The following is a 13,924-nucleotide window of genomic DNA, read 5'->3' on the forward strand; positions in this document are numbered from 1 at the left end:
GGTATACTCGGTCCAACTATGAAACGCCTCTTACGGGTTTTTGCCTGGCTTTTGGGCCTGGCTATCCTGGCGGCTTTGGGGGTGGTCCTGGCGGCCTATGTCACCCTGCGGGCCTCTCTCCCCCAGGTGGAAGGGCGGATGGTTCTGAAGGGGCTTTCCGCACCCGTGGAGGTAGGGCGGGATGCCCAGGGGATGGTGCGGATCCGGGCCCAGACCCTAAAGGATCTCCTCTTCGCCCAGGGCTTTGTTCACGCCCAGGAAAGGCTTTGGCAGATGGAGTTTCAGCGGCGGGTGGGCCAGGGAAGGCTTTCCGAGGTGCTGGGGGAGGCCACCCGGGCCCAGGACCGCTTCCTGCGCACCTGGGGCTTTTACCGGGCGGCAAAGAGCGCCTACGAGCGGCTTTACCCTGAGGAGAAAGAGGCGGTGGATGCCTATGTGGCCGGGGTGAACGCCTTTTTGCAAAGCGGGGCTCCTCTTCCCCCAGAGTTTCGCCTCCTGGGCTTCCGCCCCGAGCCCTGGACGGGGCCGGATGTGTTGGTCTGGGTCAAGATGATGAGCTTTGACCTCTCCGGGAACTGGGAGGAGGAGCTTCTGCGCCACCGCCTCCTGGCCCGGGGGATCGGTACGGAAAGGCTTCTGGAGCTCATCCCTCCTTACCCGGAGGATGCCCCCACCATCCTGCAAGGGGAGGACCTGGAGCTTCCCCTGAAGCGGGAGGAAGCCCCGGCCGCCATTCTTAGGATGGCCCCGCCCCGTTTCCTGGAGGCCAGCAACAACTGGGTGGTGGCGGGAAGCCGCACGGTCACGGGAAAGCCCTTCCTGGCCAACGACCCCCACCTGCGCCTGGGGGCTCCCAGCCTCTGGTTCCTCATGGCCCTGGAAGCCCCCGGCTACCGGGTTATCGGGGCCAGCCTCCCCGGGGTTCCCGGGATCGTCATCGGGCGCAACGACCGCATCGCCTGGGGGGTCACCAACGTGGGGGCGGATGTACAGGACCTCTACCTCCTGGAGGACGTGAAGGGGAAAGGGTACCGCTACAGGGGCCAGGTGCTTCCCTACCGGGTGCGGGAGGAGAGGATCCCGGTCAAAGGGGGAAAGGAGGAGGTTCTTCGAGTACGGGAAACGGTCTATGGACCGGTGATCACCGACGCCTTAGAGAACCCTCCCCAGGTTCCCATGGCCCTTCGCTGGGTGAGCTTGGATGAGGAGGACCACATCCTCATGGCCTATCTGGGGATCAACCGGGCGCAGAACTGGCAGGAGTTCGTGGCCGCCCTAAGTCACTACTCCGCTCCCAGCCAGAACTTCGTCTACGCCGATGTGGACGGCAATATCGGCTACATCGCTCCCGGAAAGTTTCCCATCCGTAAGGAAGGGCACACGGGCATGGTGCCGGTGCCGGGGAATGGGGAATGGGACTGGCAGGGCTACCGCAAGCCGGAGGACTGGCCCAAGGTGCTGAACCCCAAGGAGGGCTTCCTGGTCACCGCCAACAACAAGGTCACTCCCCAGGGCTTCCCCTACACCCTCACCTACGACTGGGCCGAACCCTACCGGGCGGAGCGCATCCGGGAGCTTCTCCTGGCCAAGGAAAGGCTTTCCCTCGAGGACATGAAGGCCATTCAGCAGGACCAGAAAACCCTCCTCTTCCGGGACTTCCGCCCGGTGCTGGAGCTCCTAAACCCCCTCTCCGAAAGGGCCAGGGTTTTTCGGGAAAGGCTTTTGGCCTGGGATGGAACCATGGATAAAAGTTCGGAGGAGGCCCTGGTCTTCGCCCTGTGGTACACGGAGCTCACCCGCCTGCCCAAAAGGGAGGTGGGGGAGGAGTTCTGGGACGAGCCCCGCTACCTCCTGCGGGCCATGCGGGAAGGGGATCCAAACTGCGACCAGCCGGACACCGAGTACCGGGAGTCCTGCCTGGACTTCGCCGCCTTGGCCCTGGAAAGGGCCTTGGACCGGAAGGAGGCCTTGAGGGTACGCTCCTGGGGCGAGGTGCACCGGGCCACCTTCCCCCATGCGGTCCTTACCCATACCCCCTTGAAGCGGTTTACGGACCGGAGGGTTCCCTTTGGCGGGGACCGGTACACGGTGAACGTGGGCCCCTTTGACCCCGAAACCCTTCTCATGTCCCACGGGCCCAGCTACCGCCAGATCGTGGACCTGGCCCATCCGGAGGCCTCCCTCTTCATCCACCCTATGGGTCAGACGGGGCACTTCCTGGCCCCTGGCTACGGGAACCTCCTGCCCCTTTGGGCAGGAGGGGAGTACCTGCCCATGGCCTTCGCCGCCCCGGCCCGGGAGAGGGTGTTGCTTCTGGAACCCGGGCGTTAGCCGAAGCCGCCTTACGGGGAGGGGTTTTCCTCCCCGTTTTCCATCTTGCGGAACTCCCCCAGGACCTCCCGCACCTTGTCGTGGACCCAGTAGGCCTTGCGGCCGAAGAGAAGCTCTATGGCCTGGTCCACCTCCTCCACCGCATAGAGATGGAAGCGCCCCTTGGCCACCGCCTCCACCACCTCCTTCCGCAGGGTCAGGTGGGGAAGGTTGGCCTTGGGAAGCACCACTCCTTGGCTCCCCGTGAGCCCCAGGGTCTGGCAGACCCGGAAGAATCCCTCCACCTTCTCCGCCACCCGGCCCACGGCCAAAACCCTTCCCGTCTGGTCCAGGCTTCCGGTGACCGCCAGGTCCTGCCTTAGGGGAAGGCCAGAGATGGCGGAAAGCACCGCCAAAAGCTCCGCAAGCCCCGCCGAATCCCCCTCTATGCCCCCGTAGCTTTGCTCAAAGACCAGGCTCACCGTGGCGGAAAGGGCCCCCAGGCTGGCGTAGCTTCCCCGCAGGTAGCCCGCCAGGGTGAGGACCGCCTTGTGGAACACCTGCCCCCCCAGGCCCACCTCCCGGTCGATGGAGAGGATGCCTTCGCGCCCGGGGCCCGCCTGGGCGGTGATGCGCACGGGCCGTCCCCGGGGCAGGGGGCCTTCCACCACCACCAGGCCGTTGATCTCCCCCACCCGCATACCCTGGACCTCGAGGGCCACCACCCCCTCCTCGAGGTCCTTCAGGTACAGTTCCTCCTCCAGGCCGAACCGCTCCTCCCTTGCCAGGAGGGCTTTTTCCACCGCCTCCCGGTCCAGGGGGTGCTTGAGGGCCGAGGCCTCCCGGGCCAGGTCCAGAAGGCGGTAAAGCCTGGCGTCCAGGCGTTCCTTGTGCCCGGTCCAGCGCCGGGCCTCGTCTGCCAGGGCGGAGAGACCCTCAGGGGTCAGGGCCACCCCCTCGGCTTGCAAGAACCCCCCCAGGTAGGCCACGTTCTCCGTCGTGTAGGGGATCTCCGGGCTGAACTCCACGCGGAAGGGAAAAAGCTCCAGGAATTCCTCGTCCTCCTCCAGGAAGGCGATCACCTCCGGGGGGCCCACCAGGAAGACCTGGGCCTTGAGGGGGGCGGGTTTGAGGCGGGGGCCCTTGACCTCGGGCCGGGGGGAGAGGGGTTCCACCTCTCCCGTGGCCAGGGCCCGCTTCAGGAGGGTGTAGCTTCCCAGCTCCCACACCCGGTGGGCCTCGAGGACCAGCACCCCTCCCGTGGCCCGGTGCAGGGCCCCGGGGCGCAAAAGCCCCAGGTGGGTGGAGAGGAGGCCCTCCTGCATCTCGTACTCCAGGTGGCCGAAGAGCCTTTCCGGGCTGGGGTTGGGCTCATAGACCACCCGGTCCCCTCCCTCCACCAGAAGCCGGGGCAGGAGCTTTTCCAGCTTGAGGGCTTCCTCCAAAGCGGCGGCCCGCAACAGGGTTTCCGTGATCCAGTCCAGGTAGCGGCCCGCCTGGGGGAAGCGCCTTTTGAGCTCCTGGGCCTTGGGAAGGAGGAAGCGTTCGGCAAAGCCCCGCCTCAAGGCGGCCACCTCCGCTTCCGCCCGCTGCCGCACGTCCACGTAGGCCAAGACGGTTTCCTCCAGCTTGGCGGAAAGCTCCGGGGGCATGGGACCCTTTCCCGATAGCCTAAGGCCCTCTTCCCCCTCCAAAAGGGCAAACCCGTAGCCCTCCGCCTCCTGGGCCAGGGCTTTCAGGAGGGCTTCGGCCTCCTTCTCGTAGCGGGCCTCCACCAGGCTTTTAGCGTAGAGGAAGCCCTTTTCCCGGAAGAGGGCGGGGGTGAACTCGGCGAGGAGGGCCTCCACCCCTTCCACCAGGGCCCGGCCCTGCCCCTCGGGGAGGAGAAGGGGGAAGGCTTCCTCCCCGAGGGGCAGGTAGACCAGCTCCTCCTTGGGGAAGGGGCGGTCCTGCAGGTAGGCGAGGAGGCGTTTTCTTTTACCAAGGCCGCTTGGCCCCACCAAATAGCCGTGCCCTCCCTGGCGGAAGGCGGCCTCGAGGGCCTTTAAAGCCCGCTCCTGGCCGAAGAAGGGAGGGGCAGGCTCAGGCTCCGTGGGTGGGGTGAACCAGGCAAGAGCGCTAACCCGCATCGGGCTCACTATACCCGGACCCACGCCCTGAGGGGCCTGGGGTAAACTAGCGGACAAAGGAGGGATTTCATGGTTAAGGTGGAGGTCCTGGGCATGATCCTGGCAGGGGGGCAGGGAAGCCGCCTCTACCCCCTCACCGCCAAGCGGGCCAAGCCGGCGGTGCCCTTCGGGGCCAAGTATCGGATTATTGATTTCGTCCTGAACAACTTCGTGAACTCGGGCATCTACTCCATCTACGTGCTCACCCAGTTCAAGGCCCAGTCCCTCACCGAGCACATCCAGCGCTACTGGCGCTTCGGGGCTTTCCTGGAGGACCACTTCATCCTCCTGGTGCCCGCCCAGATGTACCGCTACGAGGAGCTGGGCCCCGTGTGGTACCGGGGTACCGCCGACGCCATCTACCAGAACCTGCACCTGGTGCACAACCACGCCCCCATGGCCGTGGCCGTCTTCGGGGGCGACCACATTTTCAAAATGAACATCCGCCACATGGTGGAGTACCACTATGAGAAGCGGGCCGACATCACCATCGCCGCCTACCCCGTGCCGGTGGAGGAGGCCCGGCGCTTTGGGGTTTTGCAGGTGGACGAGGATTGGCGCATCACCGAGTTCCAGGAAAAGCCCCAGAACCCCAAGCCCATTCCCCGCAAGCCCCACCTGGCCCTGGCCTCCATGGGCAACTACATCTTCCGCACCGAGGCCCTCTTTGAACTCCTGGAGGCCGATGCCAAGGAGAGCGCTTCCAGCCACGACTTCGGCAAGGACGTGATCCCCCGGGCCCTCAAGGAGGGGTACCGGGTGTTTGCCTACGACTTTCACCGCAACCCCATCCCCGGCCAGGAAGGTCCCAACCTGTACTGGCGGGACGTGGGCACCCTGGACGCCTACTTTGAGGCCAGCATGGATCTGGTGAAGGTGGTTCCCGAGTTCGACCTCTTCAATCCCGAGTGGCCCCTCAGGACCGCCAACCTCTTCAGTCCCCCCGCCAAGTTCGTCCACGAAACGGGGGAACGGATAGGTCGGGCGCTGAACAGCCTTCTGGCCGGGGGGGTCATCGTGAGCGGGGGAACGGTGCGGGAGTCGGTTCTTTTCCGGCGGGTACGGGTGAACTCCTACAGCCTGGTGGAGCGCTCCGTCCTCTTTGACGACGTGGAGGTGGGCCGCTACTGCAGGATCCGCAACGCCATCATCGACAAGGACGTGAAGATCCCTCCCCATACCGAGATCGGCTACGACCTCGAGGCCGACCGCGCCCGGGGCTTCACCGTTACCCCGGAAGGGGTGGTGGTGGTGCCCAAGGGGTACCGCTTTTAGCCATGGAGAAGCATCCGGGTAAGCTTTTCTATCGCCTTTCCCGCCTGGCCCAAGGGGAGGAGCTTCCCCTAAAGCGGAAGCCCAAATCCAAGGTTTACGCCAATCCCCTGGAAACCCAGGCCCTGCCTCCCTTCCGGGAGGAGGGAGGGCCGCCTTTGTTCCGGGTTCTTTCCCAGCTCAGGCCCCTCTTGCCCGAGGTGGGTTCGGCCCTGACCCTGAAGGATCTCTCCCAGGTCCTCTATCCCCTGGCGGAGCGCTCGGGGAGGCGGGGCTTCCCCTCGGCGGGGGAGGCTTACCCCGTGGAGGCCTACCTGGTGGTGCGCCGGGTGGAAGGGGTTTTCCCGGGGGTCTACCACTACTTCCCCAAGGAGCACCAGCTCTTCCAGATCGCCGCCAGGGTGGAGGAGGCTTCCTGGTCCGAGGCGCTTTTGGGGCTTGGCCTCGAGCAGGTGGCGGCCCTTTTGGTCTTCACCCTGGTTCCGGAAAGGAGCGAGGCCCTTTTCGGCCTCCGGGGATACCGGTATGCCCTCCTCGAGGCGGGCTACGCGGCGGGCTTGGTGCTTCTTTCCGCCATCGGTCAGGGACTGGCCGCATACCCGGCCGAGACCTTTTATGATGAGATGGTGGCTCACCTCCTGCGGTTGCCTGAGGGGGAATACCCTGGGGTGGTGGTGATTTTAGGACGCTAAAGGGTATTTGGGGAAGGATTTATGGCACGGATTCTCTTGGTGGAGGATGATCCCCAGGTGGGGGAGCTGGTCAAAAGGTTCCTGGAAAAGGAGGGGCTTTTGGTGGTGTGGGCCCGCACGGGGAGGGAGGCCCTGAAGCAGGCCTGGGAAGGGACCAAGCCGGATCTGGTGGTCCTGGATCGAGGGCTTCCCGATTTGGAGGGCCTCGAGGTCCTCAAATCCTTGCGGGACCTGGACCCTTTGCTTCCGGTTTTGCTCCTAACCGGTAAGGTGGACGAGGATAGCCGGGTGGAGGGGCTATTAGAGGGGGCGGACGATTATCTGGGCAAGCCCTTTTCCCTCAAGGAGCTTTTGGCCCGCATCAAGGCCCTCCTGCGCCGAAGCGGAAAGGAGGGGAGGCGGTATTTCGGTCCCCTGGAGTTGGACCTGGAGGCCAGGAAGGCCTACCTGGACGGTCAGCCCTTGAAGCTTTCCGCCACCGAAACCAACCTCCTCTTCGTCCTGGCCCAGACCCCGGGAAGGGTGTACACCCGGGAGGAGCTTGTGGAAAGGGTTTGGGGGCCCGAGTTTGAGGGTTCGGAGCGGGTGGTGGACGCCTATATCCGCCTCCTCCGCAAAAAGCTCAAGGACGACCCCCAGGCTCCCCGGTTCATTGAAACCGTGGTGGGGATGGGGTACCGCTTCGTGGGCGAGTGATGGAGCGGGTTTTCGTCTACGGAACCCTGAAGCGGGGGGAAAGGAACTACCCTTTGGTGGAAAAGCTGGTGGTGAGGGTCCTGCCCGGGTACGTGGAGGGGTATCGCCTCTTTCATCTGGCCGAGGGGCCGAGCCGTCCTTACCCTTATCCCGGCATGGTTCCCGGGGAGGGAAGGGTCTACGGGGAGGTCCTCTTCTTGCCGGAGGAGGCCCTCTCCCTATTGGACGAGCTGGAGGAGGAGGGGGTGGAGTACCGGCGGGTTAAGGTCCTGGTGGAAACGGAGGAGGGCCCCCTTCTCGCCTGGACCTACCTCTACCTGGGGGACCTCGAGGGGGCGGTTTGGCTTCCCCAAGGGGTGTGGCCGGCCTAGGCTTCCCCTGGGTCGGGGAGGACGGGAAACCCTTCCCGAAGGGCCACTCCTGCCAAGCGCGCATCCAGGGTTACAAAGGGAAGGTCCTGGGGCCGGCCCCGGCTGGCCACCCAGGCTGCGGCCAGCTGAAGGGCATCCCCGGTTCGCAAGGGGTGGGAGAAGAGGAGGCGGCGTGCGGTTTTCCGCACCTCCTCCCCCGGCAACACCTCGTACCACGCCCTTTGTAACCTTTCCAGACGATCCAGGGCTTTGGCCAGGGGCGCATCCTTTAGGGTTCCCTCTCGGGCTTTGCGGGCAAGGGCGGAAACCAGCTCCAGCTCGGTTCCCCACCAGACCACCACCAAGGGATTTTCCAAATAGAGGTTCTGCACTCTTTCCGTGGCGGCCTCGAGGGCCAGAAGGGGAAGAAGAGCCGAGGCGTCCCAAAACCTCATCCTTCCTCCCGTCGCTCCTCCAAAAGGGCCTCCACCAGCCCGGGTATCCGGGGCATTTCGGCAAAGTCCAGCACCTCCCCGCTCCCCGGACGCACCATTCCCAGGCGTACCAGCTCTTCCAGGCCCTCGGGCAAGGCGGCGGGCACCAGCCTGGCCACGGGTTTGCCGCGGTCTAGGATGAGGATCTCCTCCCCTGAGCGCACCTCCCTTAGGAGCTTGGAGAGGTGGGCCTTGGCCTGGCTTACCGACACCCTGCGCATAAGACCATTATAGTCGATTATAGTATGACCATGAAGGTCCTTATGGTGGCCCCCGAGGCCTATCCCCTGGTGAAGGTGGGGGGGCTCGCCGACGTGGTGGGGGCCCTGCCCAAGGCCTTAAGGCCCCTGGGGGTGGAGGCCACGGTGCTTCTTCCCTGGTACCGCTTTGTGGAGGCGCAGAGGGTGGGGGAGGTGGCCTATGCCTTCGCCGGACAGGAGGAAAGGGCTCCCCTGGGGGAACGGTGGGAGGGAGGGGTGCGGTTTCTCCTTCTGGGGGTGCCCGGGTTTGAACGGGACCGGGTCTACGGCTACCCCGACGACGTGGAGCGCTACCTCCGCTTTGCCGTGGCGGCGGGCCGGGTGGCCCTGGGGTTTGACCTGGTCCACGCCCACGACTGGACCGCTGCCCTCCTGCCCCTTACCGCCAGGGTGCCTGCCGTCTACACCATCCATAACCTGGCCCACCAGGGCCTGGTGGACCCCGCCCTCTTCTTCCACTGGACGGGGCTTCCCTGGAGTCTTTTCCACATGGAGGCCCTGGAGTTCTACGGCCAGGTGAACCTGATGAAAGGGGGTATTGTCTTCGCCCGGGCCGTGACCACGGTGAGCCCCTCGTATGCGGAGGAGATCCAGACCCCGGAATTCGGCATGGGGCTGGATGGGGTACTGAGGCGCCATGCGGGCAAGCTTTTCGGCATCCTGAATGGATTGGACCTCGAGGTCTTTGACCCGGCCAAGGACCCCCACCTTCCCGCCCCCTACTCCCGGGAGGATGTAAGGGGCAAGGCCCTGGCGCAAAAGGCCCTTTGGGAGCGCACGGGGCTTAAGGGGCCTCTCCTCGCCTACGTGGGCCGGCTGGACGGGCAAAAGGGCCTGGACCTTATCCTGAAGGCTGTTCCCCGCTTGAAGGAGCTGGGCTTTTACCTCCTGGTCCAGGGGGTGGGGGACGAGGGCCTAGCGCAGGCCCTCAGGCAGGTGGAGGAGGAGAATCCCGGCTTCGTGCGCTTTGTGGAGGCCTACGACGAGGCCTTGGCCCGCTTGGCCTACGCGGGGGCGGACGCCCTTTTGGTGCCGAGCCGCTTTGAACCCTGCGGCCTGGTGCAGATGATCGCCCAGCGCTACGGCACCCCGCCCGTGGCCCGGGCGGTGGGGGGGCTTAAGGACACCATAGAGGATGGCCGCACGGGGGTACTCTTCCAGACCTACCACCCCGAGGGCCTCCTCTACGGGGTCTTGCGCCTTTTCCGCTTGGGGCCTGAGGCCCTGGGCCTAAGGGGCATGGAGAAGGACTTCTCCTGGGAAAGGTCCGCCCGGGCCTACCTGGAGGTCTACCGAAAGGCCCTGGGCTAATATGGGGGGGATGCTTCCGGACCTCGAGGCCAAGGCCCTGGCGGGCGACGCGGAGGCCCAGGCCCTGCTCCACTTTCTCCGGCTTCTAAGGCGCAAGGAGTACCAGGAGGCCAGAGCCTATGCGGAAGGCTTCCCCGAGGAGCTTAGGGAAAGGCTTTTGGCCGGGCTTAGCCTGCTGGAGGAAGCCCCTGAGCGCCTGGAAGACCCCCTGTTTGCCGCGGAGCGGGAGGTGCTCTTGGGGGTAAGGGCCGTGAGGGAGGGGAGAAGGGAGGAGGCCGAGGTCCGTTTTCAAAAGGCCCTTGCCCTGGATCCCCATCACCACCGGGCCCTCAGCAACCTGGGCAACCTTTACCTGGAAAGGGGGGAGCTGGAGGTGGCCTTGGATCTTTACCAGCGGGCGTTGAAACTGGCCCCGGAGGACCCCCTGATCCACGAGAACCTAGCGGCCCTTTATAAGAGAAAGGGCAACCTGGACAGGATGGTGGCCCACATGAAGCAGGCCACCCGCCTCAAGATGCGCCCGCCTGTTTCCCTAGATCCCCTGACGGGAAAACCCCAGCGCCGCCCGCTTCACCGCCGCCTTCCCCTTTGGGTCTGGGTGTTCCTCCTCACCCTCCTGGCCTACCTTCTCCTGAAGAAGCCCTAGGGCCTGGTCCAAGGCGCCCAGGGAACGCCCTTCCGAAAGCAGGCGTCGCCAAAGCCGCCCCCCAGGCTGCCCCCGAAAGAGGTTCAACATGTGCCTTAGTACCGCCCACGGAGGGGTTCCTTTTTGCGCCTCCGCTTCCAGGTAGAGCCGCATGCGCCGGGCCACATCCAACCGGCTTGGCCTATGCGCCAGGCCGAACACCCGCCGGTCCGCCTCCTCCAGCACAAAGGGGTCCTCGTAGACCGCCCGGCCCATCATGACCCCGTCCACCTTCTCCAGGTGGGGAAGGGCTTCCTCCAGGGTTCGCACCCCTCCGTTCAGAATGAAGGTGAGGTGGGGAAAGTCCGCCTTTAGCCGGTGGACCCAGTTGTGGCGCAAGGGGGGAACCTCCCGGTTTTTCAGGGTGGAGAGGTTAAGGAGGGCGCTACGGGCATGGACGATGAAGACCCGCACCCCGGCTTCCCCATACGCTTCCACCCAGCGAGCAAGGAGGGGGTAGCTTTCCCCTGCTACCCCCAGCCGGAGCTTCACCGTGACGGGGATTCCCACCGCTTCCACCATGGCCTTGAGGATCTCCCTCACCCTTATGGGGTCCAGGAGGAGGCAGGCGCCAAACCTCCCCTCCTGGGCCTTTTCCGAGGGGCAACCCAGGTTTAGGTTCACCTCGTCGTATCCCCAGGCCTGGCCGATCCGCGCCGCCTCCGCCAGGCTTTTGGGATCCGAGCCCGCAAGCTGCAGGGCGATGGGGTGCTCCTCGGGGTGGAAGGCAAGGAGCCTTTCGGCTTTTCCCCGGAGCACCGCCTGGTCCACGGTCATCTCCGTGTAAAGCCGCACCTTGCGGCTGATCTGGCGGACCAGGTAGCGGAAGTGCCGGTCCGTCCGGTCCACCATGGGGGCCAGGGACAGGCGGTGGTCAGACACCCTGCAAGACCTCCTCCGGGGACAGGACCCTGGGTTCGCGGAAGGCGATGTCCTCTTCTTCCCCTTCCTCGATCACCTCGAGGCCCGGGTATTTTGCCCGGAGTAGCTCCACCAGTTCCCGCACCAGGTCCTCAGGGGTGCTGGCGGCGGAGGTGATGCCCGCGCTTTCGGCACCCTGAAGCCACTCCTCCTGGAGATCCCTGGCGCTTTCCAAACGGTAGGCTCTGCCGGTAAGGCTCTGGGCCAGTTCCAAAAGGCGCATCCCGTTGGAGGAGTGGGGGCTGGTGAGCACCAGGAAGAGGTCCACATGGGGGGCGATGCGCCGCACCGCCTCCTGACGGTTCTGGGTGGCGTAGCAAAGGTCCTTTCGCCTGGGCACCACCAGCTTGGGGAAGCGGGCCTTGAGGATTTCTATGGTCTTTAAGGTGTCCTCCACGCTCAGGGTGGTCTGGGTGAGGACCACCACCCGTTCCGGGTCAGGGACCTCCACCGTGTGCGGGTCCGCCAGGCGGGGATCCTTGCCCACGTGGGTGTGCACCGCCACCAGGATGGTCCTTTCCGGGGCCTCCCCGTAGGTGCCCTTCACCTCCTGATGGTCGGCGGAATCCCCCACCAGGAGGATCCAGTACCCTTCCTGGGCATAGCGTCTGGCCTCGATGTGCACCTTGGTGACCAGGGGACAGGTGGCGTCCAGGATGTGGAAGCCCATTTCCGCCGCCTGCCTGCGCACGGCCGGAGGGTGGCCGTGGGCGGAAAAGACCAGGGTGCCCGCCAGGGGCCTTTCCCGGCGAAGGCTATCGATCTCGGAAAGGTCCTCCACGAAGTGCACCCCCTTGGCCCTAAGCCGCTCCACCACCGCCCGGTTGTGGACGATCTCGTGGTACACCACCAGTTCCCCCTGGGGTTTCAGGGCCTCCGCCCAGCGCTCCACCGTCTGGATGGCCATCACCACCCCGGCGCAAAACCCCCTGGGCCGGGCCAAGTAGAGGCGCTTTAGCCCCCTCTCCATGCCCTCCATTCTAGGCGTCCGCCTCCTGGGCCTTTGTGTCCCGGGCGAGGAGCCTTTCCGCCACCTCCCGGGCAAAGGGGGTCTTGGCCCTTTCCAGGGCCTTCCTGGCGGTTTCCCGCCCCTTGCCCCCAGGGCGGAAGCCCTCCTGGGCCAGGGCCAGGAGGGCCAAGGCGGTGGCGGGGAAGGGGAGGCCCTCCTTTTCCAGAAGCCCCAGGCCCTCTCCGAAGCGGTGGAGGGCCTCCCGGTAGGCCCCCCTTAGGAGGGCCTGGCTGCCTTCCTGGAAGGCCCGGGCTACCCTCAAGAGGCCTTGGGCCTCGGCCAGGGGTTCGCCTTCCTGGGCGGAGAGGTGGGCCGCCTCGAGGAGCCTTTCCAGGGCCAGGGTTCGCTCCTCCTCGGGCAGGAGGGAGGAGTATTCCCGCTGGAAAAGGGGGGCGAACCAGGAGAGGCGGAGGGGTTTCCGCAGACGAAAGGTTTCCCCTTGGGCTTCCACCTCCTGGTCCAGGGCCTTGAGCAAGGGCACCAGCTTGGGGAAGCGGGCCCGCACCTCCTCCCGCCGGGCTTCTCCCCTTAGGGCCAGGAAAAAGAGAAAGGCCTCTACTCCTTCCACGCCTCCACTTCCTTGTAGTGCACCAAGGCGGCGAAGAGGGGAGACGACCCCTCGGCCACGGAGAACTTCACCTCCACCAGGACCACATCCTCGGGAAGCTCCTCCACGAAGCGGTTGAGCCTTTCCTGAAAGATATCGGGATCGTTGGCGGTGATCACCTTGAACCTAACCCCCTGCATGGCCCCATTATGCCCTGCGTTCCACCAGGGCGGTGAGGAGGTTTTGCAAATGGGAGGTGGCCTCCCGTCCGGGGAGGGTGTCCAGGTAGGGAATAAGGGCACCCAGGCCCTCTTGGGCAAGTCTCCTGGCCTCCTCCTTGGCCCAGGCCACGGCTCCGGAGACCAGGAGGTTTTGCCAAAGCCAGCGCACCTCGACCTCGGGCTTGGCCTCCCGGGGAAGGCTTAAGAGGGCCTCGGCCCGGATGCGCTCCTCCTTGGGGGCTTCCTGGAGGTAGCGGATCAGGATGAGGGTGCGCTTGCCCTCGTAGAGGTCCCCGGCGAGCTCCTTGCCGTAGGCCTGGTCCCCCTCGAGGTTGAGGACATCGTCCATGATCTGGAAGGCTATCCCCAGCTTTAGCCCTGCTTCCTCGTAGAGGGCAGGGGGCGTTTTCCCGGAAAGCAGGGCTCCAAGCCTCAAGGGAGCCACGGCGGTGTAGTAGGCGGCCTTATGGGCCACCATGCGGAGGTAATCCTCCGGGGTCAGGTCCAAGCGGCCGGAGAGAGTCCAGAGGAGGTCCAGGTGTTGCCCGTAGGCGGTGCGGTGCACCACCTGATGGAACTCGGCCAGCACCTCCGGTCCAAAGAGGCCTTCGTTCAAGCCCCGGATCAAAAGCCCCCACATCTCCCCGTGCAGGGCATCCCCGGCATTCAAGGCCAGGGGCATGGGGTAGAGGCGGTGCAGGGCGGGCCTTCCCCGGCGCTCCTCGGAGCCATCTTCGATGTCATCGTGGATGAGCACCCAGTTTTGGAAAAGCTCCAGGGCAGTTCCTGCCCAAAGGCTGGCCTCGAGGGTAGCACCATGGGCCAGCCCCGCGTAGACCACCAAAAGCCCCCGGAGCATCTTTCCACCTCGGGATGGATACTCCTGAAGCAGCGCCTGGTAAACGGGATCGGGGTGGGTCAGGTGGCCCAGGAGCCTTTCGTGGAGGGCATCCTTCACTTTCTGGGGAGAGGGCACCATGCTATACAC

General features: G+C 65.3%; 15 protein-coding genes. 7 read left to right on the plus strand and 8 right to left on the minus strand.

The features are described from left to right. Window positions 1–18: 18 nt before the first annotated feature. Window positions 19–2,331, plus strand: a complete 2,313-nt coding sequence (locus KQ693_RS04670) for a penicillin acylase family protein (protein WP_267262072.1) — start codon at window positions 19–21, stop codon at window positions 2,329–2,331. Between the two features lie 11 nt (window positions 2,332–2,342). On the opposite strand, the gene KQ693_RS04675 is transcribed toward KQ693_RS04670, so the two are convergent. Then, window positions 2,343–4,439, minus strand: coding sequence for an AAA family ATPase (locus KQ693_RS04675; RefSeq protein WP_267262073.1), 2,097 nt, complete (start codon window positions 4,437–4,439; stop codon window positions 2,343–2,345). Window positions 4,440–4,508: 69 nt separating this feature from the next. Between KQ693_RS04675 and glgC the strand changes: the two genes are divergently transcribed. Genes glgC through KQ693_RS04695 form a run of 4 tightly spaced genes read left to right on the plus strand, consistent with a single transcriptional unit; the run spans window position 4,509 to window position 7,509 of the window. Beyond that, window positions 4,509–5,753, plus strand: coding sequence for a glucose-1-phosphate adenylyltransferase (gene glgC, locus KQ693_RS04680; RefSeq protein ID WP_019551322.1), 1,245 nt, complete (start codon window positions 4,509–4,511; stop codon window positions 5,751–5,753). Between the two features lie 2 nt (window positions 5,754–5,755). Next, window positions 5,756–6,442, plus strand: coding sequence for a SagB/ThcOx family dehydrogenase (locus KQ693_RS04685; RefSeq protein ID WP_038031932.1), 687 nt, complete (start codon window positions 5,756–5,758; stop codon window positions 6,440–6,442). A gap of 21 nt (window positions 6,443–6,463) precedes the next feature. Beyond that, a complete protein-coding gene (locus tag KQ693_RS04690; protein ID WP_219759818.1) occupies window positions 6,464–7,138 on the plus strand; it encodes a response regulator transcription factor in 675 nt (224 codons plus the stop codon). Then, on the plus strand, window positions 7,138–7,509 hold the full coding sequence (locus KQ693_RS04695) for a gamma-glutamylcyclotransferase family protein (RefSeq protein WP_267262074.1): 372 nt from the start codon (window positions 7,138–7,140) through the stop codon (window positions 7,507–7,509). Before KQ693_RS04690 ends, KQ693_RS04695 begins: the two co-directional genes overlap by 1 nt. Here KQ693_RS04695 and KQ693_RS04700 read toward each other — a convergent pair. Both KQ693_RS04700 and KQ693_RS04705 read right to left on the minus strand, forming a co-directional pair. Next, the gene (locus KQ693_RS04700) at window positions 7,506–7,943 is read right to left on the minus strand and encodes a type II toxin-antitoxin system VapC family toxin (RefSeq protein WP_267262075.1); all 438 of its coding nucleotides are present in this window, start codon (window positions 7,941–7,943) and stop codon (window positions 7,506–7,508) included. The genes KQ693_RS04695 and KQ693_RS04700 overlap by 4 nt on opposite strands. Next, the gene (locus KQ693_RS04705) at window positions 7,940–8,203 is read right to left on the minus strand and encodes a type II toxin-antitoxin system Phd/YefM family antitoxin (RefSeq protein ID WP_028494082.1); all 264 of its coding nucleotides are present in this window, start codon (window positions 8,201–8,203) and stop codon (window positions 7,940–7,942) included. Before KQ693_RS04705 ends, KQ693_RS04700 begins: the two co-directional genes overlap by 4 nt. A 30-nt stretch (window positions 8,204–8,233) precedes the next feature. Here KQ693_RS04705 and KQ693_RS04710 point away from each other — a divergent pair, with 30 nt between their 5' ends. Both KQ693_RS04710 and KQ693_RS04715 read left to right on the plus strand, forming a co-directional pair. Continuing rightward, a complete protein-coding gene (locus KQ693_RS04710; RefSeq protein WP_267262076.1) occupies window positions 8,234–9,553 on the plus strand; it encodes a glycogen synthase in 1,320 nt (439 codons plus the stop codon). A gap of 10 nt (window positions 9,554–9,563) precedes the next feature. After that, window positions 9,564–10,199, plus strand: coding sequence for a tetratricopeptide repeat protein (locus KQ693_RS04715; RefSeq protein WP_267262077.1), 636 nt, complete (start codon window positions 9,564–9,566; stop codon window positions 10,197–10,199). Here the strand turns inward: KQ693_RS04715 and dusA are convergent. The 5 genes from dusA to KQ693_RS04740 are packed head-to-tail and all read right to left on the minus strand — an operon-like array spanning window position 10,086 to window position 13,915. Continuing rightward, window positions 10,086–11,120, minus strand: a complete 1,035-nt coding sequence (gene dusA / locus KQ693_RS04720; protein ID WP_267262078.1) for a tRNA dihydrouridine(20/20a) synthase DusA — start codon at window positions 11,118–11,120, stop codon at window positions 10,086–10,088. The two genes, KQ693_RS04715 and dusA, sit on opposite strands and share 114 nt — an antisense overlap. Further along, window positions 11,113–12,138, minus strand: a complete 1,026-nt coding sequence (gene ispH / locus KQ693_RS04725) for a 4-hydroxy-3-methylbut-2-enyl diphosphate reductase (RefSeq protein ID WP_267262079.1) — start codon at window positions 12,136–12,138, stop codon at window positions 11,113–11,115. Before ispH ends, dusA begins: the two co-directional genes overlap by 8 nt. A gap of 1 nt (window position 12,139) precedes the next feature. Continuing rightward, complete coding sequence (locus tag KQ693_RS04730) at window positions 12,140–12,736, minus strand: hypothetical protein (protein ID WP_267262080.1); 597 nt, start codon at window positions 12,734–12,736, stop codon at window positions 12,140–12,142. Then, a complete protein-coding gene (locus KQ693_RS04735; protein ID WP_015716379.1) occupies window positions 12,724–12,915 on the minus strand; it encodes a hypothetical protein in 192 nt (63 codons plus the stop codon). The genes KQ693_RS04730 and KQ693_RS04735 overlap by 13 nt, the downstream gene beginning before the upstream one ends. Before the next feature lie 7 nt (window positions 12,916–12,922). Next, window positions 12,923–13,915 (minus strand): polyprenyl synthetase family protein, encoded by a 993-nt coding sequence (locus KQ693_RS04740; protein WP_267262081.1) that lies wholly within the window; start codon window positions 13,913–13,915, stop codon window positions 12,923–12,925. Window positions 13,916–13,924: the final 9 nt, after the last annotated feature.

The sequence above is a fragment of the Thermus brevis genome, from assembly GCF_026427635.1.
Classification (GTDB): Bacteria; Deinococcota; Deinococci; order Deinococcales; family Thermaceae; genus Thermus; species Thermus antranikianii.

Coding starts and splice junctions, on each gene's coding strand:
- KQ693_RS04670 (WP_267262072.1), top strand. CDS start 19: ATGAAACGCCTCTTACGGGTTTTTGCCTGGCTTTTGGGCCTGGCTATC.
- KQ693_RS04675 (WP_267262073.1), bottom strand. CDS start 4,439: ATGCGGGTTAGCGCTCTTGCCTGGTTCACCCCACCCACGGAGCCTGAG.
- glgC (WP_019551322.1), top strand. CDS start 4,509: ATGGTTAAGGTGGAGGTCCTGGGCATGATCCTGGCAGGGGGGCAGGGA.
- KQ693_RS04685 (WP_038031932.1), top strand. CDS start 5,756: ATGGAGAAGCATCCGGGTAAGCTTTTCTATCGCCTTTCCCGCCTGGCC.
- KQ693_RS04690 (WP_219759818.1), top strand. CDS start 6,464: ATGGCACGGATTCTCTTGGTGGAGGATGATCCCCAGGTGGGGGAGCTG.
- KQ693_RS04695 (WP_267262074.1), top strand. CDS start 7,138: ATGGAGCGGGTTTTCGTCTACGGAACCCTGAAGCGGGGGGAAAGGAAC.
- KQ693_RS04700 (WP_267262075.1), bottom strand. CDS start 7,943: ATGAGGTTTTGGGACGCCTCGGCTCTTCTTCCCCTTCTGGCCCTCGAG.
- KQ693_RS04705 (WP_028494082.1), bottom strand. CDS start 8,203: ATGCGCAGGGTGTCGGTAAGCCAGGCCAAGGCCCACCTCTCCAAGCTC.
- KQ693_RS04710 (WP_267262076.1), top strand. CDS start 8,234: ATGAAGGTCCTTATGGTGGCCCCCGAGGCCTATCCCCTGGTGAAGGTG.
- KQ693_RS04715 (WP_267262077.1), top strand. CDS start 9,564: ATGCTTCCGGACCTCGAGGCCAAGGCCCTGGCGGGCGACGCGGAGGCC.
- ispH (WP_267262079.1), bottom strand. CDS start 12,138: ATGGAGGGCATGGAGAGGGGGCTAAAGCGCCTCTACTTGGCCCGGCCC.
- KQ693_RS04735 (WP_015716379.1), bottom strand. CDS start 12,915: ATGCAGGGGGTTAGGTTCAAGGTGATCACCGCCAACGATCCCGATATC.
- KQ693_RS04740 (WP_267262081.1), bottom strand. CDS start 13,915: ATGGTGCCCTCTCCCCAGAAAGTGAAGGATGCCCTCCACGAAAGGCTC.